The organism is Dermabacter sp. HMSC06F07, from assembly GCF_001807345.1.
In the GTDB taxonomy this organism is placed as follows: Bacteria; Actinomycetota; Actinomycetes; order Actinomycetales; family Dermabacteraceae; genus Dermabacter; species Dermabacter hominis.
The window spans coordinates 197,017-220,135 of sequence record NZ_KV788588.1 but is presented as its reverse complement, the minus strand read 5'-3'; the positions used below and the strand labels follow the sequence as shown (position 1 = coordinate 220,135).

Sequence of the window (23,119 nt, the reverse complement as noted above, 5' to 3'; positions counted from 1 at the left end):
AGTGAGTGCACGCGAAAGCCCGCGAACACCAACGACGTAGGGACAGGTACACGTGACAAAGAGCGAGCTTGATTTGAACCTCAATTACGGCCCCACGGGGCGCCCGCTTCCGGACTTTCCCGAGCCGAAGGCACTCGACTCTCACGGACCCGCGCGAATCATTTCGATGGTGAACCAGAAGGGCGGCGTGGGGAAGACGACCTCGGTCATTAATCTCGGTGCCGCACTCGCTGAGCTTGGCCGCAAGGTTCTTCTCGTAGACCTCGATCCCCAGGGCGCGCTGAGCGCCGGAACGGGCATTAACAGCTACGAACTCGACCTCACCGTTTACAACTTGCTTCTGGAGCGCGATCACGACATTCGCGAGGCGATCCAGCCGACGACGACGGAAAACATGGAGATTCTTCCGGCCAACATCGATCTGTCGGCGGCAGAAGTCCAGCTTGTCAACGAGGTCGCGCGCGAAATGGCTCTTGCCCGTGTGCTTCGCCCCGTCGTCGGTGACTACGACATTATTCTCATCGACTGCCAACCGTCGCTCGGTCTTCTGACCGTCAATGCGCTTGCGGCGAGCGACGGCGTCATCATCCCGCTTGGGGCCGAGTACTTTGCGCTGCGTGGCGTTGCACTGCTCGTTGAAACGATTGAAAAAGTTCAGGACCGCATCAACCCGCGCCTCGAAATGGATGGCATTCTCATCACGATGTTCGATCCGCGCACGCTGCATGCGCGCGAGGTTGTGGCCCGAGTCGTTGAGGCCTTCCCCGACAAGGTGTTCCATACGGCAATCAACCGCACCGTGAAGTTCCCGGACGCTTCGGTTGCGGCCGAACCGATTACGACGTTTGCCTCGAACAACAAGGGTGCCGACGCCTACCGCCAGCTTGCGCGCGAACTCCTCGCGCGCGGGGCAGCGGCTTGACGGGCCCGAATCGGCCGGGGCGCAGGCCGAAACGGCGCAAGAGCGACTTCACCGCGCCGAAAAAGGTTCGGCTTCGCGACTCCGCCGGTGCGCCGCGAGCACGTCGGGATAACTCCTCGCAGGCACCGTCGGAGCCTGTTCCCCATGACGGTGTACGCCTTCAGAAAGTGCTCGCGAACGCGGGTTTTGGCTCGCGCCGTGCGTGCGAAGCGCTTATCGCGCAGGGGCGTGTCTCTGTTGGGGGTGAGGTCGTGCAAGAGCAGGGAGTCCGCGTCGATCCGCGCACTGCCGTCATCCACGTCGACGGGCGTCGCGTGCAGCTCGACGAGGCGAAATTGACGGTTGCCCTCAATAAGCCGCGCAAGGTGATGAGCGCGATGGAGGATCCACAGGGGCGCCGAACTCTCGAGGAGTTTGCGGCGCGCTACCCGGTGCGCCTGTACCACGTCGGCAGGCTCGACTATGAAACCGAGGGGCTCCTTCTCCTGAGCAACGACGGGGAGCTGACGCACCGCCTCACGCACCCGAGCTTTGAGGTGTCAAAAACCTACGTGTGTCGTTTTGACTGCCCGGGATCCTTCCCTCGGTCGATTCTGGCGAAGCTGCGCGCCGGCCTCGAACTTGACGATGGCCCGGCGCGGGCCGACCGCGCAAGCCTCGTTGCCCACGATGGGCGAGAGGCAATAGTCGAAGTCACCCTTCACGAGGGGCGAAACAGGATCGTTCGCCGCATGTTCGCTGCGCTCGGGTATGAACTTACGAGTCTCGTGCGCACGCGAATCGGGCCCGTCGTTCTCGCCGATCTTGAACCGGGTGCTACGCGTGAACTGACCCGAAAAGAACTCGGCACCCTGATGGCGGAGGTCGGCCTGTGAGCATTGGCGCCAGTCGCGAAGCTGTAGCGCTCGAGGGCCCCGTTCTCGTCATAGGTGCGGGATTGATTGGCGGATCGATCGGCATGGCTCTCGGCCACGCCGGTCTCGACGTTCTCGTTCGCGATTCGTCCCCGGGAACGACCAGGCTCGCGTGCGAACTCGGGGTGGGGCGCGAGGTCCGCGAGGGCGACGAGCCGCAAATGGTCATTGTCGCGACACCACCCGATGTGTGCGCATCGGTGGCACTCGACGCTCTCGAGGAGTTTCCCGGGGCATGCGTGCTCGATGTTGCGAGCGTGAAGCAGCCCATTGCGCAGGGGGTGCTCGACGGGGCGGCGGCGAGAGGGCTTGACGCCTCTCGCTACGTGGGTACGCACCCGATGGCCGGCCGGGAAGTGGCAGGGGTGGTCGCCGCGAGGGGAGACCTGTTCAGGGGCAGGGCCTTCGTGGTGGTTCCGACGCCTGCGACCAGCCCTCGAAGTTTCGCCCTCGCACGGCTGCTCGGCGTCGAACTCGGAGCGACGGTCGTGGAGATCGAACCCGATGTGCACGATGAGGCCGTCGCCTATGTTTCGCACGTTCCGCAGATCGTCTCGAGCGTGCTCGCAAGTCGACTGACCGCGGCGAGTGAAGCAGCTCTAGGGCTGTCGGGACAGGGCCTGCGGGATACGACGCGCATCGCCGCGAGCGATCCGAGGCTGTGGGTCGAGATCCTCTCAGCCAACGCGGGGCGCATCGCACCAATCCTCAAGGCTCTAGGCGAGGATCTCGATGGGCTTACACGGGCCTTCGAGACGCTAGACGACATGGACCCGCAACCGGGCTCGCGCGCTTGTATCGCCCGGGCGATCGCTGCGGGCAACGACGGCGTCGCCAGGATCCCGGGCAAGCACGGTGGGGGAGCGGAGAGCTTTTGCCGGGTCACGGTGCTCGTTCCTGACGAGCCGGGCGAGCTTGCGCGTCTCCTCACGCACATGGGGGAGGAGAACATCAACCTCGAGGATCTGCGCCTCGAACACTCTCTTGGGCAAAGAATGGGGCTTGCGCACGTGAGTGTCACGCGGGCCGACGAACCTCGCCTCACCGCGATGCTTGAAAAGAGAGGTTGGGCACGCGCGGGCACAGAGTGATCTGCCGGCGCGCGTGTGGGCGCGTCCGACGACTAGACTTGGAATTTGACCAGCGACAGGGGAGGAAAGACATGAACGGCGTCACCATCGCGATCGATGGCCCCGCAGGCTCGGGGAAGTCGACGGTGTCGAAAGAGGTAGCGCGAGCACTTCAGGGGGGCTATCTCGATACGGGGGCCATGTATCGCGCGGCAGCGTGGTCGTGCCTTAACAGCGGTGTCGACCTCGACGATCGCGAAGCTGTGACGGCCCACGTCGCTGAGTTCGACCTCGTGGTGTCCACCAATCCCGATGATCCGGCGATTCTCGTTGGCGGTACGGAGATTTCAGACCAGATCCGCTCCGAGGAAATCTCGACGTGCGTGAGTCGAGTGGCAACCAACACGGACGTCCGGGCCATCCTTCAGGAACGCCAGCGCGCCGTCCTGTTTACCACCGCTAACGAACTCGGGTTTTGCGTCGCCGAAGGCCGCGACATCACAACGGTCGTCGCCCCCGATGCCGACGTACGCGTGCTGCTGACGGCAAGCCCGGAAGCTCGATTGAGGCGCAGGGCGGGCCAGCTCGGTCTTGAGGAAACTGAAGCCGTGCGCGAGCGTATGCGCGACCAGGTTCTTCGCCGCGATGCTGATGATTCGACGGTTTCCGAATTTACGGAAGCAGCCGAAGGCGTGCACCTTATCGACACGACCGATCTCGACATCGACGAGGTCATCAACACCGTGCTCGAGCTCGTTCCCGGAATCGAACTCATCGATGATGAGCCCGAGAACGACGAATCTCTTTCGGGGGAAAACCCCGCGGCTTTCGACGACAGCAACCTCGACGACGAGGCTCGCACGGCATCACTGCGCGCCGGCCTCGAAGACTACGGCCTCGACGAGGAGGATCGCAGCCTCCTGACGGAGGAGTACGCCCCCGTTGCGAGCGCCGACGATGAACGAATGCTCCCGGTCCTCGCCGTGGTTGGCCGGCCAAACGTCGGAAAATCTACCCTCGTCAATCGCATCCTCGGGCACCGCGAAGCGGTCGTCGAAGATACCCCCGGGGTGACCCGTGACCGCGTGTTCTACGAAGCGAACTGGGCTGGCCGTGACTTTATGCTCGTCGACACGGGTGGTTGGGAAGACAAGGTTGAAGGCATCGCCTACCGGGTCGCCGAACAGGCTGAACTCGCCATTGGCCTTGCCGATGCCGTGATGTTCGTCGTTGATGCGAACGTGGGCATCACTCACACCGACGAGCAGCTCGTGCGTGTTCTCCGACGCTCCAAGAAGCCCGTGCTCCTCGTCGCTAACAAGGTCGACGACCAGCGAGGTGAACTCGAGGCCGCCGCTCTCTGGAATCTGGGGCTCGGCGAACCGCACCCCGTTTCGGCCCTCCACGGACGCGGCTCAGGAGATGTGCTCGACCGTATCCTCGACATCCTTCCGGCAGAGGGGCAAACGCGTGCCAAGCCAAGTGGCCCGCGCCGCGTGGCTCTCATCGGTCGCCCCAACGTCGGCAAGAGCTCCCTACTGAACAAGCTTGCGCGCGAGAACCGCGTCGTCGTCGACCCGACCGCCGGCACGACACGAGACCCGGTCGACGAAGTCATCGAACTCGACGGACGCGAGTGGACCTTCGTCGACACGGCAGGCATCCGTCGCCGCGTGCGCCAAAGTGAGGGGGCCGACTTCTTCGCATCGATCCGCACCCAGGCCGCGCTCGATCGCGCCGAGGTCGCCGTCGTTCTCCTGGAAGCATCAGAACCGATTTCGACCCAGGACCTCAAGATCATCGACATGGTCCTCGAATCCGGCCGCGCACTCGTGCTCGCGTTCAATAAGTGGGACTTGATCGATGAAGAGCGGCGGGCCCAGCTCGAATGGGAGATCGAGAAGGACCTCTCCCACGTTCGATGGGCTCCCCGTGTGAACATCTCCGCTCTCACCGGGCGACACACGGACAAGCTCGTCCCCGCGCTCGATCTCGCGCTCGAATCGTGGGACACGCGCATCCCGACCTCGCGCCTAAATGCCTTCCTCGGAACGCTAGTTGCGGCGCACCCGCACCCATTGAGAGGCGGCAAGCAACCGCGCATTCTCTTTGCGACGCAGGCCCGTACGCGTCCGCCCCGCTTCGTGATTTTCGCTTCAGGCTTCCTCGAACACGGCTACCGCCGCTTTATCGAGCGTCGTCTGCGCGAGGACTTCTCGTTCGACGGTTCCCCCGTGGAGATCAGCGTTCGCGTTCGCGAAAAGAGAAAGAACAGGTAAGGAGGGACGCGATGCCCACGCCCGACTTCGTTCTTAAGCTCCGCGAGAAGATCGGTCACGACCACCTGTGGCTCTCGGGTGTGACGGTCTTCGTCTTCGACGACGACAGAACTCATTGCCTCCTCGTTCAGCGCGCCGACACCCACCAGTGGACGCCTGTTACGGGCATTATCGACCCGGGGGAGGAGCCCGCCCGTGCAGGGGTACGCGAAGTCCTGGAAGAAACGGGATGCGCGTGCACGATCGAGTTTCTCTCGAATGTGGGGGCCGTCGGGCCCGTCACGCATGCCAACGGCGACCTCGCAAGCTACCTCGATCTCGCCTTTGTGGCCACCCACGTCAGGGGAGAACCGCACCCGGCCGATGGTGAGAATCTCCAAGCCGCGTGGTTTCCGATCGACGACATGCCCGAGCTCAACCGTCGCTTTCGGGCAGGCCTGCGCCGCGCGATCGACCAGCTCTTCAGCGGTGACCGCGCGGCGTATTTCAAACGGTAAAAGCCTTCAGCATTCGTGCACGGGGCGCTCGAACACGACGGCCATGGGGGTCTGCTGCGACCCCTGCCCAAGTGGGTTATCCGCGAACTGCGCCTCGTAGTGCTCCCGCTCGCGTGAAGCCGCAAGGCCCAGAACGTTGCGCCCGATATCGTTCGCATCCATCACGACGACGCCGTCGAAAGTCTCGACGAAACGCGCAGGGACGACCTCGCGAATAACATCCACGAGGTGAGCTGCAACGAGATCCGGATCCTTTGGCGGAAGTTTTGCCGAGACGTTCGACGGGTACACCGAGTATTCAGTTGGACCGTCGATCGCCCGGACATCGGCTCCCGCGTGCTCATAAAACACGCCGCGTTTGCCTCGCAGCTTCCCGAGGGCACCGAGGGCCGCGGCATACGTGATGCGGGCAAGCCCAGCCTCATTGATCGCGAGCTGCATCGTGACCGGGTCACCGAGGCCGATCCCCGCGGGGGTGCGTGTCACGAACCGTGACAGTTGCTTGGCGGCGAAAGACGGCTTGATTTCCCATACGAACCACGAACGGCCCTGCATGATCGCAATGATTTTCTCCGACACCGTGAAATTCCAGCGGCGGTTCTCGGTTGCGTGACGATCCTCGTTCGTGCCCCGCTCGTCAAGGTCCTTGAAGAACTGCTTGACGTAGCCCGCAATTTCCTCATCCATGCGCGAATCCTTGGAGAACTTCGCCGTCTGAATCGGGTAGCGGCGTGCTAGCGTCCCGTCGTTCAGCTCGAGATCGAGCTGTTTGCCCGCGTTAGCGGTGAGCGGGGTGTGCGGATCGGGCGGCAGCGACTGACCGTTATCGTCGGCCAGCACGTCGGAATCCTCATGCGCGTCGAGAGCCTCGAGGTCATCCGCGTCGAAGAAAACGCGCGCCCACAGTTCCGCACACGCGAAGCGCCACAACTGGGCGGCGCTGACGCTCGAACGGCCATTGATGTGCGCATCGAAAGCCTTGAGAACCTCGGCTTGGTCAAACCATCCGCGGGTGCCAAAGGTCTGCGACGAGAACAAAGAAAAGTACGTGCCTTTAATGCGCTTAAACCAGGCTGTTTCTCGCTCCTGCATGGAAAGCGACGGGGCTTTTTCGTGTGCCTGGTCGTAGGCCGCCTCGATGAGGGAGCGTGTCCCTGCGCCCCCGAAGGCGGTCTCCTCAAGCGACGCATAGAAACGGAGAACTTCGAGATCGGTGAACGGGGAGCGCACCATGACGTGACCGCCAAGCGCGTGCGCGGCTTTTGCGCGCTGCTCCGCTTCATGAGACCCGGAGGTCGCCAGGGGTGCGAGAGGGCCCTCGTATTCGGGAGAGGGTTCGAAGCCAATCGCCCGTTCCCTTTCGCCGCTTCGCAGCGAGGGGCCAAGGAGGGATTCGCATCGATAACGTGCGCTCCCTCGCACCGCACCCACAACGCGGGTCAGAAGTGAGGATCCAGTGTCGGAAGCCCTGTGGAGCGCCGAGGCGCCATAGGTATCGAGAGCGAGCTGCTGTTCACCCTGAATGCACGCGCGAAGATGAAGCCACGCAAAGTAGGACTCGAGCGAGACCGGAGGTTCTTCATACGTGCGAAGCACAAGCGGGAGATCCTTCTTCAAGCTTTGTGGCGTGCCCGTCACGACGCCCTGGTGCTCGCGGGCATCGCTGGATGGGCCACCCGCGCTAGGTACACAGCGCAGGACCTCAAGCGGCGAATCCGTTGAGCGAACGGCATGCTCGAGGGCTTGTGAAGCAACCGGATCGAGCTCATTCACGAGGGCCGCCCCCTCGCCGGTGGCGCGTCGCGTGACCGCATCTGTAAGCCGCGTCCGGAACTCTTCAATGCATGAGTGGTCGGCGCGGCGCGGGTTCGAGGGAGCAGCGAAAACGTCTTGATGCGCATCCAGGAGAGGAGTGCGCACGAGCCCCTCGCGTGCGAATTTCACCGACTCTCCCGGCAATACGCGAGCGATGCCAGAGAAGAATGTTTCACTACCGCGCTGAGTATCGCCGAGAAGGTAGCGGCGCAGCACGTCGGTGTTGGGCTCGCGCGGGATATCCGTGTGACGAAGGAGGTCGGCGATCGTGGAGGCAAACGCGATTCCCGTTGACGTGCGCGCGTAATAAAGAGGCCGCGATCCGAAAACGTCTCGCGCGAGGACGAGCGAGGAGTCAGCGTCCATGAAAGCCAGAGCAAACTCGCCGTTGAGCGTGGCGAGGCTGCCTACACCCTCCGCCTCGATGAGACGCGACGTAGTGTCGGACCCTTCGGAGCCCGTGAGAGCGCAGCGTGCCCCTGACGGCAATACGTACCCCTCGAGTGCACACCTTCCGCTTTCGATGACCTCTGGCCACGCCTTGATGTCCCCTTCGTGAGTCACATGACCGAAAAATGTGGGCATTGCACCAACCTCCATAAGCCTCATTTTGCTCTCGACTATAAGTCAGAGACATCGGGCGAAATACAAAGAAATGGGCGAGGCACCCGAAGTGCCTCGCCCATTGATCCGCGTCGGGCTGACAGGATTTGAACCTGCGACCCCACGACCCCCAGTCGTGTGCGCTACCAAACTGCGCCACAGCCCGCGGTTTTCGACTTGTCCACTATAGCCGAGGTGTTTGCCGAATCGCGAATTCACAAGGGTGAGGCGTGCCACGCTTGCCGCTTGGTCAAGAACAGCTAAAAGGTTCGCAGTGTTGGGCCAAAAAACGAACATATGCGCAAAACGCGGTGGCAAAATGGGATCGGAAGTTTTGGACTCTCATGCCGGTTCGCGGGATGGGGCGTGTGAAGAAAGAAGGTCTGCAACATGAATGAACACGTGTTTGACTCCACCCCCGAGCAGACCACCAAAATTTCTCCCATCGACGGCAAGGTGGAGTTCACCGAAGACGCCGAGCACGGTCTCTCTGCCCAGGATCGCCAGGCTGTTGAGGCGCTGCCCGCAGGCACGGCCCTCCTGATCGTGCGCAAGGGCCCGAATATGGGGGCGCGCTTCCTGCTCGACTCGGAAAGCACCGTGGCCGGCCGCAACCCGGAATCGGAAATCTTCCTCGATGACGTCACTGTGTCCCGTAAGCATGCGACGTTCGTGCGCACCGAAGGGGGCTTCCTGATTCTCGACATGGGGTCTCTCAACGGCACCTATGTGAACCGCGAGCTGACCGAGGAAGCCCACCTGAGTAACGGCGACGAGATCCAGATCGGCAAGTACCGTTTCACGTTCTTCACGCTCTCGTGAACCCGCGGCGAGAAAAAATTCTCGCCACACTTCGGCGCGTTTAATCCCGCAAGCTTGCAGGGATGGGTATTCTGTCCTCGAGACTTTCTCCCTTCCCCGACACGAAAGTCCTACTGGAGGCACACGTGAGCAAGCGCGATAGCAGCACCTTTGGTGCGCAGAGCACAGTCCCGGCAACCGAAGCGCAGGGAGTCCTTTTCGACGATCTCGTCGATACTCCCGGCGAACTCGGCTACCGTGGCCCGGCGGCGTGCAAAGCTGCGGGCATTACGTACCGGCAGCTTGATTACTGGGCGCGCACAGGACTCGTTGAGCCGAGCGTCCGTTCAGCCACGGGCTCGGGCTCGCAGCGCCTCTACGGCTTCCGCGACATCCTGGTGCTCAAGGTCGTCAAGCGACTCCTCGACACGGGTGTTTCGCTCCAGCAGATTCGTGTCGCCGTCGATGCCATGCGTGCGCGCGGCGCCGACGATCTCGCACAGATCACTCTCATGAGCGACGGTGCCTCTGTCTACGAATGTACGAGTGCCGAAGATGTCTTCGACCTTGTCCAGGGCGGCCAGGGTGTGTTCGGTATCGCTGTTGGTCGAGTGGCGCGCGAGGTTGAAACCGATCTTGCGATTCTTCCGAGCGTCGACCCGCAGCACGACGCCGCTGAGGCTCTTCGCGACGAACTCGCCGCACGCCGCGCGCGTAAAGCCAGCTAAAAGAACATCGACGCCTCGACGTTGAGCCGAGCCGTCACGCCTACTGGCGCCCCTTTATGCATGTCACGTCGGGATTTATCGACATGCGTAGAGGGGCGTTTGACATTGAGGCAACGAGGGGAACGGGCCCCGCGAAAGGCCGCGGCCCCTCGCACCGGAAGCCCTAGGAGTTCTGACGCGAGTCCATGATCGTCGCGAGGAGGCGATCGAAATCCTCGGTGAGCTGCTTCGCGCTTGAACCTTCGTACGCGTGGAGGGGGATGGCCCCGCCCTGTGCCTGCTGAAGCCCCACGCGTTCTTCGAGAACGGGGTCGAGCACGCGATCCCCGAAGAGTTCGCGCAGCTCGTTGAGGCGAAACTGGTGTTCCACGCTGCGGGGGCGATAGCGGTTCACGAGGATCCCGAGCGGTTGCAAACGGGGAGCGATGCCGTTGTCATGGAGTTCATCGGCGAGCTTGAGTGCTCGGTCGGCAGCGGAAACGGCGAAGAACCCGGGTTCGGAGACGACGATGGAGCGATCCGAGGCTGCGAGAGCCATTTGCGTCAGGCCGTTGAGCGAGGGCGGGCAATCCACCAGGACGATGTCGTAGTGGTAGGAACGCTTGTTCAGCGCCTCCCGAAGGCGTCTTACGCTCCGTTGCGCGAGGGCGGGGGAGTCGAGCCTCGACGAGCGATGACTGCCCGGGATGATGTCGAGGTGGCTCGAGGCAGAAGCCTCGCCGTTTTCGCCAGCTACCCACGGAGATTGCACGATGGCACGGTCGACAGTCTCGGTTCGCCCTGACGCAATCACCTCGGCGATGTCGGGCTCACCTCCCGGGTGCCCGAGTAGGCCGAGAGTGGTATCGCCCTGAGGGTCGAGATCGAGGACAAGTGCGTTCACGCCCTGGTTGAGGGCCGCGGACGCGAGACCGAGAGTGACGGAGGTCTTTCCGACGCCGCCTTTGAGTGAATATACGCTGACGACAAACACGCTATTTAGCCTATCGAATCCGGGCCGGGGTCTTCGCCTTCCTCGTCCGTGTTTTCCGGCTCATCGAGGATTTCTTTGAGGAAGTCCTCGACTTCGGTCGTGAGGTTTTCGGCGCCGGGGAGGGGAGTGTCGGCACCGGGAGTGAGGTGCTGCACCATGCCGTCCATACGCGAGTAGTTGTCCTCGAATCCCTTGATGAGTGAGGCAAGCTGCTCGTTCTCAGCCGCACTCTGGTCGAGGGCTTCGCGCACCTCGGCAATCTTTTCCTCGAGCTTCTTGTTTGGCGTAAAAGCTGGGCCGCCTTCAATATCGAGCGCCGTAAATAGCGCAGGGAGAGCCGGGTAGTACTCGATCTCGTGCGCATAGGACGGCACGTGAGCGGCGAGGCCGATGATGGGGTGGCCAGCCTCAGCCATGCGTACAATGAGCAAAGCCGGGAAGGACGCCCGCATCTCGATGGTGCCCGGGAACGGGCTTGCGAGAACCAGGTCCTTGGGATCGCCCGCGTACCTGCTTACCGCGACGGGGCGCGTGTGCGGTGTAGCGCCGGGAAAACTCGTGGCGACGAGCGTGCGCGTCACGCCGAGCTGTTCAACGATGATCCTGACCGCGTGCGCCACGCGCTCCCACTGGAAATTAGGCTCGGGGCCGCTGAGAAGCAGGAACGGCGCCTCGCCCTCGGGCGAGACCTCGCGAAGAGTGAGCGCGGGGGAGGAGTACCCCGTGAGGTGATCCTGCTCGAGCGAAATGGGCGGCCGCACCGCCGTGTAGTCGATGACTTGATCGGAGTCGAACGTCCCCACGATGCGATTGGGATAGTTGTCCGTGATGAACTCGTCGAGTTTCTCCTGGACACGCCCGGAGTCGACAAAAGAGCCGAGAGTCACGACGAGCGTGCTCGCGTGAAGGGAACGTGAGTCGACATCGCGTTCATAGCTGAAGAGCGTGGTGGGATCGAGCACGGAAAACCTCCTAATGTGCACGGTTTATACACCCTAGAACGCCCGGCTGGCGAAGAGTTATTCCGCTGCCGATTAGACTTGTGACGTGGCTGTTCACAAAATCGTTCTCTTTTATGTTTTTACTCCGCTTGCCGACCCGGAGGCAGTGAAGCTGTGGCAGTTTGCACTCGCCGATTCGCTGGGCCTCAAGGGCCGCGTGATCGTCTCGAAAGACGGCATTAACGCGACGGTGGGCGGTGAGATCGGCGCGGTGAAGCAGTACGTCAAGCGTACGCGAGGTTACGCGCCGTTCCGAGCCGCCGACATCAAATGGTCCGACGGGACAGGCCGCGACTTTCCAAAGCTCTCCGTGAAGGTCAGGGAAGAACTCGTGACGTTCACCGTTCCCGAGGAAGTCAAGGTGGGAGCTGAGGGCGTCATTGGCGGGGGAGAGCACCTGAGTCCCGAGGCCCTGCACGCCCTCGTCGACGCCCGAGGGTCGGACGTCGTCTTTTTCGATGGTCGTAACCGCATGGAGGCGGAAATTGGCCGTTTCCGCGGCGCCGTTGTTCCCCAGACGGAAACGACGCGCGATTTCGTCGGCGAGCTCGAATCCGGCATGTACGACGACCTTAAGAATCGCCCCGTGGTCACGTACTGCACGGGCGGAATCCGCTGCGAGGTGCTCACGGTACTCATGAAGAATCGCGGCTTCAGCGAGGTGTACCAACTCGACGGCGGGATCGTCCGCTACGGGGAAAAATACGGCAATGATGGCCTGTGGGACGGTTCCCTGTATGTCTTCGATGGGCGCATGCACATGGAGTTCGGCGGCGGTGCCGAGTCGCTTGGGTCATGCGTTGCGTGCGGAGAAAAAACGCCGGTGTATGTCAATTGCGTGAATCCGGCGTGCCGCCAGCAGTTCTTGCGCTGTGAGGCGTGCACGAGCAAAGGTCTCGCTCCCGCGTGTGGTCAGTGTGAACAATAGCTTTGTGCGTCACCGGCGCGGTGAGGGCTGGTGTCGTTGTGCGGGGTAGGGGTCCGACGATTGATGAGCAGCCGTCGGACCTAGACCCGTGAGGCGCTTTCCGCACCGACTTTACATAACGTACATTATCGGCGTAATGCATGTGGTGGGGCGAAACTGCGCCGATGCCAAACCCCCACAACTTCTATGCAATTCGCGTGAGGGCTTCTTGGTAGCTAGGTTCCGCTTTCTTGAGCCGCGCGATCACGTAAGCCGTGACGGGAATTGCCGCGTACTGCACGATGACCTTGTACAGGAAGCCGAAGGCCGTGTAGTTCAGCCACTGGCCGAATGTCGTAATCCCGAGCACCGGCGCAGCAATCGTGCAGAAATTGATCGTGTCGACGAGCTCGCCCGTGCCGCTTGACATGAGTAGTCGAGCGACGATGCCGGGCTCGCCCGTGCGGCGCTTCATTCGGCTCACAATGAACGAGTTCAGGCTCTGCCCGGCAAGAAAGCCGCACAGAGAAGCAAGAACGATCTGCCATACAGGCCCAATCGCGAGCTCGAGCGCTCCCTGTTTCGCAACTCCATAGTCGTCATCGAAGCCCGGGAGCCAAATGATGACGGCGTAACACACGACCGCAAAAACGTTGAGGGCGAACGACGTTAGGATGGCGCGGCGCGCTGCACTCGGTCCATACAGCTCGGTAATGATGTCGCCGAGGATATAGGCAAGAGGAAAAAGGAAGAACGCCGCGTCGGTAATCACGAATCCGATCGTGACGCCCTTGGCGGCGCCAATGCCGGAAATGACGACGACGACTGCCATGAGCGCGCTCAGGACGTCATAGTGGGAGTTCCCTCGTGTCGCATACACGGCCTTGCCGCGCGCAGAGCGATCTCCCGCTTGTGGAAGGTGTTCGTTCATTGCCTCACTCCAGAGATTTTTTCACGGAAAACGGGTTCCACGGCGTGCGGTGGCCGTGGCCATCATGCCCGTGCACAAACGTTTCGAGGATGGCCTCAATAATGGTGGAGGTTTCTTTCTCGAGCCTCTCCCCTGTGGCTAACTCTGCAACCATGCGATTGAGATATACGCCAAGGAGTGTTTCAGCAATTGCCTCAGGCTGTGCCGAAAGCGCGATGGGTTCCGTTTTTTCGAGCTCACGAAAAGTATCGGCGATTCCCGTGATAAGCCGGCCACGCTCGCGCGCGAGCCGGGGCCTCGCACTTTCGTCATGGAGCGCAAGGGCGACCGCCTCGGTGTGCATGAGGTACCAGGCGAGGCCGAGCGGGCGAAGCGCTTCAAGAGTTTCAAAGAGCCCCTGTACTTGCCTGTCGGTGTTTCATGGCACGGAGGAAGTTGCCTGCAGTGAACGACTCGTGACGACGGCGAAGGCCTCCCAAAAGACTTCCTCTTTGGACGTGAAGTTCGAGTAGAACGCTCCGCGCGTGAAGCCTGCCGCTCGCGTGAGGTCGTCAACGGTCGCGCCCTGGGCGCCTTTTTGGGTGAAAACCTCAATCGAGGCTTCAATCAGCTTGCGGCGGGTATGGGTTTTTGACCGCAGCTGTGGGGTGTCATTGGGTGTTGTGAGGTTCACAATAGGGGCTCCGCAGGGTCTTTGGATGGCCAGCTGAGACATTCTAATATCAAACTCGATACGAAATCGTATTGACGGACCTTGACCATGTGGAGGAGCCCGCGTGTCATCGACTCTCTATCGCCTCGGCCTGTGGGCCTCGCGTTCGCCGTGGAAGGTCATCGGTGCCTGGTTGGCCATCATTGTTCTTGCAGCGGCGGGCGCAATCACGGCCGGAAAGGGGCTCGACGACGCCTTCAGTGTTCCGGGCACCGAAGCGCAAGAGGGGCTCGACTCTCTCGCGACGCGCTTCCCGCAGCTCGGTGGTACGGGTGGCCAAATCATCTTTGTGAGTGAAGACGGCTCCCCCATCGACGCGCATGAAAAAGAGGTCGCGAATGCGATGGGTGAGGCCCGTCATGTCCAGGGGGTAGAAACAGCGACGAACCCCTTCGATAAAGATACGCCGGGCGAAAAAAGCGACGACGGCACAGCGATCATCGCGAACATTCAACTCGATCCTGACCTTGATGCCGTCCCCAAAAAGACCCTGGACTCTCTCACCGACATCGTCGATTCCACGACCGAGGCGGACAACGGCCTCCATGCCTACATCGGAGGCCAGGTCACGATGACCCCCGAAATGGGGATGAGCATCATGGAGGTTCTCGGCGTTATTGCGGCCCTCATCGTGCTCAGCATCGTGTTCCGTGCAGTTCGCTCCGCATTCATCCCGATCGTCACCGCCATCACGGGCATCATCGTTTCGATGATCGTGATGTTCATGGGTACGAGCATCTTCACCATTTCCTCGGCGACCCCGACGCTTGCACTCATGCTCGGTCTCGCCGTGGGCATCGACTACTCGCTGTTCATCGTGTCGCGTCACCTCGATCAACTGCGAAGCGGCCTCGACCCGTATGAATCCATCGCACGCGCGACCGCTACAAGCGGAAGCGCCGTGATCTTCGCAGGCCTCACCGTCGTCATCGCCCTCGTGGGCCTTTTCATCACAGGCATCCCGTTCATCACCGTCATGGGCGTTGTCTCCGCCGTCGCGGTTGCCTGCAACGTGCTCGCCGCGCTCACACTGCTGCCCGCCATCCTTGGGCTCTTCGGTGAGCGGATTCGCCCCAAACGTCAGCGTCAACGCACAGCCACGCAAGCGTCGGACCCCTCCGCACGCCCTCGCCGCACGCCCCTACTCGAGCGTTGGGTTCGTGCCGCCATTCGCTTCCCTCTCGTGACGATTCTCGTGGTGATCGTGGGACTCGGCGCGGTGGCCCTTCCCTTCAAAGATCTCGAGCTCGCGCTTCCCGACCAGGGCACGGAAGACCCGGGCTCCTACGGCCGCGAAGCTTACGACATTGTGACCGAGAAGTTCGGCGCGGGTCATAACGCGACGATCATGCTCACGGCAGACATCATCAACACCGAGGACCCACTCGGCGTCATGGATGAGCTCAAACGTGATGTTCTCGCGATCGACGGCGTTGATAGCGTGCAGATCGCCACGCCCAACATGGGTGCCGACATGGGGGTCGTGGTACTTCGACCGACGGAAGGCCCCACTTCGGAGCGCACGAAGAGCGTCGTTGATGAGCTCCGTGCCGATGCACCTCAGTGGGAAAAGGACCTCGGCATCTCCGACATCAAAGTCACGGGCTCCACCGCCGTTGCGATCGACATTGCCGACCGCCTCGACAAGGCGCTCTTGCCCTTCACGATCTTCGTTGTGGGGCTCTCCCTCGTGCTTCTCGCGATGGTGTTCCGAAGTATCTGGGTGCCCCTCAAGGCTGCGGCCGGATTCCTTCTTTCCGCAGGTGCTGCCTTCGGCGTGACCTCCATGGTGTTCACCTACGGATGGGGTGCGGACCTCCTTCAGGCGAAAGCCACGGGCCCCGTGATTGCGTTTTTGCCGATCATGACGCTCGGCGTGCTCTTCGGCCTCGCGATGGACTACGAAGTTTTCCTCGTGACCCGCATGCGTGAGGAGTACATGCACACCCGTGATGCCCGTCAGGCCATCATGAGAGGGTTCACGGCATCGGCGCCCGTGGTGATCGCGGCCGCGGCAATCATGATCTTCATCTTCGCGGGTTTCATTCCCGGGTCGATGTACATGATTCAACCGATCGCCCTCTCCCTTGCTGTCGGTGTCTTCGTGGACGCTTTCGTTGTGCGCATGACACTCGTACCGGCCGTTCTCGCGCTTCTCGGCGATCGCGCTTGGCACTTCCCCGCTGTGCTCGACCGCCTTCTCCCCCACCTTGACGTCGAAGGTGAGGGACTCGGGGTTGCCCTCGAGCACCGTGAATGGACGGCAGCGAAGGGCACCAGTGCGCTTCGGCTTCGCGACGTTGAAATTCCGCGCATGAGCGGCCGCGGGCAGCTCGGCCCTCTCTCGGGTGCAATCTCCCCGGGATCGATCACTCTCATCGCAAGCGAAGATGTGGACGCGCGCGCAAGTGTGCTTGCGCTATTCTCGGCGCGCCTCGAGCCCTCAGCAGGCACACTCTTCGTCTATGACCGTCAGGTTCCCGGCGAAACGGGAGCGGCCCAATCACACGTTGAGCTCTACCCCGAAGGCCGCGGAGGCGCAAGTGCCCACGCACTCGTGCGAGAACGAGACTCGCGGATTATTGTCATCGAATCCCTTTCCGACCTTCTTGAGGCCGATGACGCGACGCCGCAGCGGCTCGAATTGCTCGCTGCGCACGGGGCGACAATCGTGATTGGCCAAGACGCTCTTACCGCGAGCTTCACCGAACGCCTGCGGGATCCCGCGCGTGTACAGGTCCTGCCCCTGACAGCCCTCGTCACCGACCACACCGACCCCCTGCCATTGAATACAGATGCGGAGGCATACGCATGAAAACTCTCGCTCGCTTCCCAAAGCCCCTCCTCATCGTTGTGCTTTTGCCGCTCCTTGTCGCGAGCGTGGGTATTTGGGCGCTCAAAGACCGCGCGGAAGGCTTCGACAACGTCCCCGCTGCCGTGGTGAACCTCGATGAAGGAACGGAAATGGAGGTGGACGGCAAAACGCAGACCGTCCCCTTCGGAAGGCTTCTCGCGGGCGCACTCACGCAGCCGGGTACCATGAAGAACGAGAATTCCGACGGCAGCTTGGCGAACCTCGACTCCGCGGGCTTTGATTGGCAGCTCACCACCCAGAAAGACGCTGAATCCGGGCTTGAGAACGGCACCTATTCCGCGGTCGTGGTGATCCCCAAGGACTTCAGCGACGCTGTGGGAACCATGGGTAAGGCCGATGCTCGCCAGGCTACCGTGATCGTCAACACGAATGACTCCTCGGGCATGCTCGACTCGATGGTGGGTCAGGCCATTACTCAGGTCATCGCGAGCGAGTTTAACGGCACGATGGCGAAGCAATACCTCGATGGCGTGTACGTGGGCTTTAACAGTCTCAAGGACGGCTTCACCAAGTCCGCCGACGGCGCGGGGGAACTGTCCGATGGCGCCCACGAACTCGCGGACGGTGCGAAAGGGCTCGACGACGGCGCAGGTAAGCTCGCCACAGGAGTCGATGAGCTGAACCGCGGCGTGGTCGCGCTCGACGACGGAGCCGGGGAGCTTGCCAATGGCGTGCGCGGGCTTGATCAGGGAACGAAGAAACTCTCTGATGGAGCGCACAAGCTTACGGGCGGTACAGGCGCACTCGCTTCTGGAACAGATGATCTTTCCGGTGGTGCGGATGACCTTTCGAACGGTCTAGGTGCGCTGTCCGAAGGCGCGCACAAAGTTTCTGGAGGCGTTGCCCAGCTTGCCGACGGACTCAACGGCACCGACGCGCAGCCCGGGCTTCGCCAAGGCGCCGAAAAGCTCGCGTCGGGGGTCAACGGCGACGGGAGCGCGGAAAACCCCGGACTCGCCGAGGGCGCGCAGCAGCTGGCGGAAGGCCTCGATCAGTACGCTTCAGGACTCCCCCAAGCCCAAGAGGGACTCACGCAGGGTCTTCAGCACGGTATCGATCAAGCATTCGACACGGGGCGCGACGGTCAACCGGGCTTCGCGGAATCGATGAACACACTCGCCGCGAGCTGTACGGAACTCGAACAGGCCTTTAGCGTCGACCCACGCTTGAGCGGGGACCCGCGTGTCGCGGGACTGGAGGACATGTGTAGCGGGCTCACTCAGATGAGTGAGGAAGGCGTGAACGGAGTGCGGTCGGCACTGTCCGATCACGTTGTTCCAAAGGCCGTCGACACCGTTTTCGAGGGCGACGGATCACGCGAAAACCCGGGCCTTACACCAAGCGCGCAAATGCTCGCCGACGGTGCGATGGCCTCCGCCGACGCTGCACCTCAGCTCGTAGACGGCATCAATCAGCTGAACGGTGGGATCGCGAAGCTCGGAGATGGCGCGGCGCAGCTCGCCCCTGGAGCGGCGCAGGTCGCCGATGGCGTAGATGCCTCTCGCGGCGGGGCAGCGCAACTTGCTGACGGTGCCGCAAAGCTTTCGACTGGCGCCGCCCAGGTCGATGAGGGAGCCAAGGGGCTCGCAGAGGGCACGAGTGAGCTTTCCTCGGGCACGGGCCAGCTTGCCGACGGCGCCGACGAGCTCGCGAACGGTACCTCGAAGCTCGCCAGGGGCACTGCCCCCCTTTCAGAAGGTGCGCATGGTCTTGCCGAGGGAACAACTCAGCTTTCCGACGGCACTCGCCGCCTCGCGGACGGCAGCGGCGAACTCTCGACTGGACTTCGGGACGGTGCCGATCAGGTGCCGAGCTACTCCGAAAGTGAACGTACGCATCTCGCAGAGGTGAGCACGAAGGCTGTGACGCTTTCGACCTCGCGTGAAAATGAAGCCGATGGCGGCGCGGTGGCCACGTTCCCGTTTGTCGCGGCCCTCGGCCTGTGGCTCGGAGCATTCGGGATCTTCCTTGTATGGCCGGCGCTTCGCGAGCGGTTCCTCAATTCGGCTCGTCCCATGTGGCGGGTGGCGCTGCTCTCGCTTCTGTGGCCCCTCGTCCTTGCCGCTCTCCAAGCGCTTTTGGTGATCGGCCTGCTCGTGGTCTTTGGCGTCCCCGTTGCCTCGCTCGCTTCAGTTGCTGCCATCACGATTGCCGCGGCTCTGTGCTTCGCGATCGTGCATCAGATGCTCCTGACCGTGTTTGGCGCGCGAGCAGGCCGAGTTGTGTCAATCATCGTCCTCGTGCTCCAGGTCGTTTCCCTCGTGGGGATCCTCCCCCTCGAGAGCGCCCCCTCGCTCTTGCAATCTCTCACCGCGTTCATGCCGCTCACCGTTGCCTCCCAGGGCCTCGTGAGTGCTGCCCTCGGTGGTGCGATCGTCTCGACCGGAACGACACTCGCGGAACTCGCCCTCTTTGCCGCCGTAAGCTTCGCAGTGACGCTCGTGTTTTCGCGCGGGGCTCGCCGAGTGAAGCCTTCTTCGGCCCCCCATCAGTCGCCGAGCATAGGGGTTGCACGCACCGCGGGCTAGCAAAAGTTCCTCGAGGTCGTGGTCGCGTCGAGCGACTGTGATTCGACGGCATCGGCGAGGAAGCTTACGACGCCATCCTCATTGCGCTCCACGAGGCCGCGCAAACGGACCGCGGGCGCCGTGCGAAGGAGTGCCTTGTTGGCCCTCCAGAAGCCGTGTGAGCACACGACGTTGAGAATCCCGGTTTCATCTTCGAGGCCAAGGAACGTGATGCCCGTGGCGGTCGCGGGACGCTGGCGATGCGTGATGAGTCCTGCCGTCCATACCCGCGTGCCGTGCTCGACTTTCTTGGCGTCCTCGATGCGAAGCACGCTGCTTTCGAGGAGTTCCTCGCGAGCAAGCGTGAACGGGTGGCGCGTGGGAGAGACTCCCGTGGCCCACGTGTCTGCTGCCATGAGTTCGGCATCGCTCATTCCGGGAAGCGTGGGAGCGTTGTGCGCGAGGGCGAGGCCGGGAATCGTCCCGGGTTTCACGCCTCCCGCCGCACCCGCACTCCACAAAGCTGCGCGCCTTGAGGGGGCGAGTGAGTCAAGCGCCCCCGCCGTCGCAAGCGCCTCGAGCTGATGTGTGTTCACGCCCGTGCGATGCGCAAGATCGGCAATTGACCGAAAGGGAGCGCGCGCACGCTCCTCGCATATCTCCTTGGCGAATGCGCGCGAGATTCCGCGCACCGACTCGAGTCCAAGGCGAATCACCGGCCCGCGCGCGGCCTCGCTGCCACAGACCTGCGGTGGATGCCCGCCCTCGCACGCCTCTGCGCGCTCGGCGAAAGTTGCGGCTGAGTGCTCGGCATCGACCTCGAGATTTGCCCAGGCGTCGCTGTAGGCGATGTCCACTCCCCTCACCTCAACGCCGTGTCGGCGTGCGTCCGAGACGAGCGACTGAGGTGAATAAAACCCCATCGGCTGACTCCGCAGGAGCGCGGCCGTGAAGGCTGCAGGAAAGTGGCACTTGAGGAAAGCGCTCGCATACACGAGGTAGGCGAAAGAGTACGCATGCGACTCGGGAAAGCCATAGCTCGCGAATGCGAGAATTTTGCGGTAAACAAGCTCGCATTGCTCGGCGGTAAGGCCGTTTTTCGCCATTCCGTCAAACATTGCCTCGCGCATCGCCGCCATCTTTTGAGTTGAACGCTTCGACCCCATCGCGCGGCGTAGCTGGTCGGCTTGCGAAGGCGTAAAGTCCGCGAGGTCGACCATCATCTGCATGAGCTGCTCCTGGAAGAGCGGCACCCCGAGAGTGCGGCCGAGGGATTTCTCGAGAAGAGGGTGAAGATAGGTGACGTCCTCGGCGCCGGAACGCCTGCGCAAGTACGGGTGCACGCTTCCACCCTGGATGGGCCCAGGGCGAATGAGGGCGACCTCGACGACGAGGTCATAAAACTCACGCGGCTTGAGGCGAGGCAGAGTCGCGATTTGTGCGCGCGACTCCACTTGGAACACCCCCACGGCATCGCCCCTGCACAGCATGTCGTACAGCGCCGGGTCCTCTTGCGGGATGCTCGCGAGGGTCAACGACTCTTGGTGGGCTTGTTCGATGATCGAGAAAGCGTGGTCAATGGCCGTGAGCATACCGAGGCCAAGGAGATCGAATTTCACGAGTCCCGCATCCGCGCAATCGTCTTTGTCCCACTGCACGACCGTTCGGCCTTGCATGCGCGCGTGTTCGATCGGCACGACATCAATGACGGGCCGATCGCACAGCACCATCCCGCCCGAGTGGATCCCGAGGTGTCGCGGAGCATCCCGAAGCTGGGCGGCAAGGGTCTTCACGTCCTCGGGGATATTCGCCTCGCGTAAAGACGAAAAGGATCGTTCGATCATTTTTGCGTAGGCATCCTGCTGCCCCACGCTATAGCCGAGTGCTCGTGCCGCATCGCGGACCGCGAGCCTCGCCTTATACGAGATGACGTTCGCGACCTGCGCGGCGTTCTCGCGCCCGTAGCGTGTGAAGACGTATTGGATGACCTCCTCGCGCCGGTCCGCGGCGATATCGACGTCGATATCCGGTGGGCCATCGCGCTCGGGAGCGAGAAAACGCTCGAACAGTAGTCCGTGAAAGACCGGATCAACCGACGTGATACCGAGGCAGTAGCACACGGCGGAATTCGCGGCCGAGCCTCTCCCCTGGCACAGAATCTCGTGTGCGCGGCAAAACTCGACGATGTCGTAGACGATAAGAAAATAGCCGGGAAAGCCGAGCTCAGTGATGATGCGAAGCTCATGATCGATCTGTTCCCACGCTCCCTCGAGGCGCGGGTTCGCCCTCGGCCCGTAGCGCGCCTCGCCGAGACGTTCGGTGAGGGCCCGAAGCCAGCTTTCCTCGCTGTGGCCCTCGGGGGTGGGCGCAGGAGGAAGGTGTGGAGCGACGAGGGAGAGATCGAACGCGAGGCTCGAGGAGAGATGCGCGGCGGTCGTGATCGCGCGCGGGTAGCGCGGCACGAGTTGTGCAAGCTCCGCTCCGCTTCTGAGATGGGCCAGACGCGATGGGAGGAAAGGGTCCGCGTCAGCGAGGCTGCGCCGTGCGCGAAGTGCGGCGTGGACATCCGCGAGGTGCTTGTGTTCCGGGCGTGCGTAGTGCGCGTTGGAGGTGAGAGCGACGGGCAACTCGGCTTCGCTTAAACCGTGTTCTTCTCGCACGATGCGTGCACCTTGCACGAGCGCGTCGTGAAGTTCGGATTCGAGGGAATCGCCTGTGAGGGGAAGTTCCACGATCACACGCGGGGCTCCGCCATCGCGGGCGGGAGTACCCGCGGCTTCAAGCGTGCCGGTTGCGCGAAGTGCGGCCTCGATTCCGCGCGCGGCTGCATACGCCGATTGCTCTAGGTCGCCTTGCGGGAGGAGAGCAAGGAGCTCTTGCGTGAATGGGGATTTTCGGCACCCCGTGAGAACGACGATGTCGCCGCTTGTGAGCGCCTCGACCACGCCTGCAGCACTGTAGAGCGGCGTGCCCTTGCCGGGGCCGGCAAGGTGCGCACGCGCTATGAGGGACGAAAGCCTTCGGTACCCCGCCACCCCACGCGCGAGAAGCACGAGGTGTTCGCCCTCGGGATCAGCGCTGCCCGTGCGTGGCGCGCTTGCCGCAGCCGCACGAAGCGGAGAGGGGCATGCGGACGGCCCCGGGAGTCCGGCTGTAAACCCTGTGGGAAGCGTCAGTTCAGCGCCGTAGATCGTGGGCAGGCCGGCTTCCGACGCCGCCTTCATGAAGCGGATGGCTCCGTAAAATCCATCGTGGTCGATGAGTGCGAGGCCGCGCAGACCGAGCCGTGAAGCTTCGGCAACCATGTCCTCCGGGCTCGAGGCTCCGTCGAGAAAGCTGAAGTGCGAATGCGCGTGAAGCTCGGCAAAGGGGATGTCGAGCTCGGCATTGAGGGCTGGGGCATGCAGGCGTGAGCTTTGCCCTCGCGGGTGTTCCCTTTCGTGTGGAGTGCCCGCGTTCACAACCGTCACCGTGGGACGCACGGGAACCGGCCGATCGCTCAACACCGCCTCGAGGTCGCGCCACGATGGCGGGCCAAGAAACCACTTACTCATGCCTGTCCCTGCACTCATGTTCACCCGGCA

The 23,119-nt window shown here is 62.6% G+C and carries 17 protein-coding genes and 1 tRNA gene; 10 read left to right on the top strand and 8 right to left on the bottom strand.

The features are described from left to right. Positions 1-52: 52 nt before the first annotated feature. From HMPREF3157_RS08100 to HMPREF3157_RS08080, 5 genes are all read left to right on the top strand, one after another. The gene (locus HMPREF3157_RS08100; protein WP_016664594.1) at positions 53-922 is read left to right on the top strand and encodes a ParA family protein; all 870 of its coding nucleotides are present in this window, start codon (positions 53-55) and stop codon (positions 920-922) included. 167 nt (positions 923-1,089) lie between these two features. Further along, entirely contained in the window at positions 1,090-1,797 is a 708-nt protein-coding gene (locus HMPREF3157_RS08095; RefSeq protein ID WP_034373220.1) for a pseudouridine synthase, read from the top strand. Further along, positions 1,794-2,927 carry a prephenate dehydrogenase gene (locus HMPREF3157_RS08090; protein ID WP_070436064.1) on the top strand — a complete coding sequence of 378 codons (1,134 nt, stop codon included), beginning with the start codon at positions 1,794-1,796 and terminating at the stop codon, positions 2,925-2,927. Before HMPREF3157_RS08095 ends, HMPREF3157_RS08090 begins: the two co-directional genes overlap by 4 nt. A gap of 71 nt (positions 2,928-2,998) precedes the next feature. Next, positions 2,999-5,185 carry a bifunctional cytidylate kinase/GTPase Der gene (gene der, locus HMPREF3157_RS08085; protein ID WP_070436063.1) on the top strand — a complete coding sequence of 729 codons (2,187 nt, stop codon included), beginning with the start codon at positions 2,999-3,001 and terminating at the stop codon, positions 5,183-5,185. A gap of 11 nt (positions 5,186-5,196) precedes the next feature. Next, positions 5,197-5,682 (top strand): NUDIX hydrolase, encoded by a 486-nt coding sequence (locus HMPREF3157_RS08080; RefSeq protein ID WP_016664590.1) that lies wholly within the window; start codon positions 5,197-5,199, stop codon positions 5,680-5,682. Between the two features lie 6 nt (positions 5,683-5,688). On the opposite strand, the gene HMPREF3157_RS08075 is transcribed toward HMPREF3157_RS08080, so the two are convergent. Further along, complete coding sequence (locus HMPREF3157_RS08075) at positions 5,689-8,082, bottom strand: hypothetical protein (protein WP_168161703.1); 2,394 nt, start codon at positions 8,080-8,082, stop codon at positions 5,689-5,691. Between the two features lie 110 nt (positions 8,083-8,192). Continuing rightward, positions 8,193-8,266: transfer RNA gene (locus HMPREF3157_RS08070), tRNA-Pro, on the bottom strand. A gap of 224 nt (positions 8,267-8,490) precedes the next feature. Here HMPREF3157_RS08070 and HMPREF3157_RS08065 point away from each other — a divergent pair. Both HMPREF3157_RS08065 and HMPREF3157_RS08060 read left to right on the top strand, forming a co-directional pair. Beyond that, positions 8,491-8,922 carry an FHA domain-containing protein gene (locus tag HMPREF3157_RS08065; protein ID WP_061211961.1) on the top strand — a complete coding sequence of 144 codons (432 nt, stop codon included), beginning with the start codon at positions 8,491-8,493 and terminating at the stop codon, positions 8,920-8,922. 125 nt (positions 8,923-9,047) lie between these two features. Then, entirely contained in the window at positions 9,048-9,629 is a 582-nt protein-coding gene (locus tag HMPREF3157_RS08060) for a MerR family transcriptional regulator (RefSeq protein ID WP_016664587.1), read from the top strand. A gap of 163 nt (positions 9,630-9,792) precedes the next feature. Here HMPREF3157_RS08060 and HMPREF3157_RS08055 read toward each other — a convergent pair whose 3' ends face one another. Together HMPREF3157_RS08055 and HMPREF3157_RS08050 are read right to left on the bottom strand one after the other, a co-directional pair. Continuing rightward, positions 9,793-10,602 carry a ParA family protein gene (locus tag HMPREF3157_RS08055; protein ID WP_016664586.1) on the bottom strand — a complete coding sequence of 270 codons (810 nt, stop codon included), beginning with the start codon at positions 10,600-10,602 and terminating at the stop codon, positions 9,793-9,795. A 5-nt stretch (positions 10,603-10,607) separates the two neighbouring features. Beyond that, positions 10,608-11,564 carry a PAC2 family protein gene (locus tag HMPREF3157_RS08050; protein WP_034373208.1) on the bottom strand — a complete coding sequence of 319 codons (957 nt, stop codon included), beginning with the start codon at positions 11,562-11,564 and terminating at the stop codon, positions 10,608-10,610. A gap of 85 nt (positions 11,565-11,649) precedes the next feature. On the opposite strand from HMPREF3157_RS08050, the gene HMPREF3157_RS08045 reads away from it, so the two are divergent. Further along, positions 11,650-12,531: an oxygen-dependent tRNA uridine(34) hydroxylase TrhO gene (locus HMPREF3157_RS08045; protein WP_070436061.1), complete on the top strand. Its 882-nt coding sequence runs from the start codon at positions 11,650-11,652 to the stop codon at positions 12,529-12,531. Positions 12,532-12,715: 184 nt separating this feature from the next. Here HMPREF3157_RS08045 and HMPREF3157_RS08040 read toward each other — a convergent pair whose 3' ends face one another. The 3 genes from HMPREF3157_RS08040 to HMPREF3157_RS08030 all read right to left on the bottom strand — a co-directional run bounded on the left by HMPREF3157_RS08040 (position 12,716) and on the right by HMPREF3157_RS08030 (position 14,114). After that, positions 12,716-13,441, bottom strand: a complete 726-nt coding sequence (locus HMPREF3157_RS08040) for a queuosine precursor transporter (RefSeq protein ID WP_070436060.1) — start codon at positions 13,439-13,441, stop codon at positions 12,716-12,718. A gap of 4 nt (positions 13,442-13,445) precedes the next feature. After that, positions 13,446-13,784 carry a hypothetical protein gene (locus tag HMPREF3157_RS08035; RefSeq protein WP_016664582.1) on the bottom strand — a complete coding sequence of 113 codons (339 nt, stop codon included), beginning with the start codon at positions 13,782-13,784 and terminating at the stop codon, positions 13,446-13,448. 75 nt (positions 13,785-13,859) lie between these two features. Continuing rightward, a complete protein-coding gene (locus HMPREF3157_RS08030) occupies positions 13,860-14,114 on the bottom strand; it encodes a TetR/AcrR family transcriptional regulator (protein WP_016664581.1) in 255 nt (84 codons plus the stop codon). A gap of 103 nt (positions 14,115-14,217) precedes the next feature. Here HMPREF3157_RS08030 and HMPREF3157_RS08025 point away from each other — a divergent pair, with 103 nt between their 5' ends. Both HMPREF3157_RS08025 and HMPREF3157_RS08020 read left to right on the top strand, forming a co-directional pair. After that, positions 14,218-16,968 (top strand): MMPL family transporter, encoded by a 2,751-nt coding sequence (locus tag HMPREF3157_RS08025; protein ID WP_016664580.1) that lies wholly within the window; start codon positions 14,218-14,220, stop codon positions 16,966-16,968. Beyond that, positions 16,965-19,556, top strand: a complete 2,592-nt coding sequence (locus HMPREF3157_RS08020; RefSeq protein WP_016664579.1) for a YhgE/Pip domain-containing protein — start codon at positions 16,965-16,967, stop codon at positions 19,554-19,556. Before HMPREF3157_RS08025 ends, HMPREF3157_RS08020 begins: the two co-directional genes overlap by 4 nt. Here the strand turns inward: HMPREF3157_RS08020 and HMPREF3157_RS08015 are convergent. Continuing rightward, on the bottom strand, positions 19,553-23,089 hold the full coding sequence (locus HMPREF3157_RS08015; protein WP_016664578.1) for an error-prone DNA polymerase: 3,537 nt from the start codon (positions 23,087-23,089) through the stop codon (positions 19,553-19,555). The two genes, HMPREF3157_RS08020 and HMPREF3157_RS08015, sit on opposite strands and share 4 nt — an antisense overlap. Between the last annotated feature and the right edge of the window lie 30 nt (positions 23,090-23,119).

What these genes read in the sequence shown, in the direction of transcription:
- der (WP_070436063.1), top strand. Translation starts at nt 2,999, where the DNA reads ATGAACGGCGTCACCATCGCGATCGATGGCCCCGCAGGCTCGGGGAAG.
- HMPREF3157_RS08080 (WP_016664590.1), top strand. Translation starts at nt 5,197, where the DNA reads ATGCCCACGCCCGACTTCGTTCTTAAGCTCCGCGAGAAGATCGGTCAC.
- HMPREF3157_RS08075 (WP_168161703.1), bottom strand. Translation starts at nt 8,082, where the DNA reads ATGCCCACATTTTTCGGTCATGTGACTCACGAAGGGGACATCAAGGCG.
- HMPREF3157_RS08065 (WP_061211961.1), top strand. Translation starts at nt 8,491, where the DNA reads ATGAATGAACACGTGTTTGACTCCACCCCCGAGCAGACCACCAAAATT.
- HMPREF3157_RS08040 (WP_070436060.1), bottom strand. Translation starts at nt 13,441, where the DNA reads ATGAACGAACACCTTCCACAAGCGGGAGATCGCTCTGCGCGCGGCAAG.
- HMPREF3157_RS08035 (WP_016664582.1), bottom strand. Translation starts at nt 13,784, where the DNA reads ATGCACACCGAGGCGGTCGCCCTTGCGCTCCATGACGAAAGTGCGAGG.
- HMPREF3157_RS08020 (WP_016664579.1), top strand. Translation starts at nt 16,965, where the DNA reads ATGAAAACTCTCGCTCGCTTCCCAAAGCCCCTCCTCATCGTTGTGCTT.
- HMPREF3157_RS08015 (WP_016664578.1), bottom strand. Translation starts at nt 23,089, where the DNA reads ATGAGTAAGTGGTTTCTTGGCCCGCCATCGTGGCGCGACCTCGAGGCG.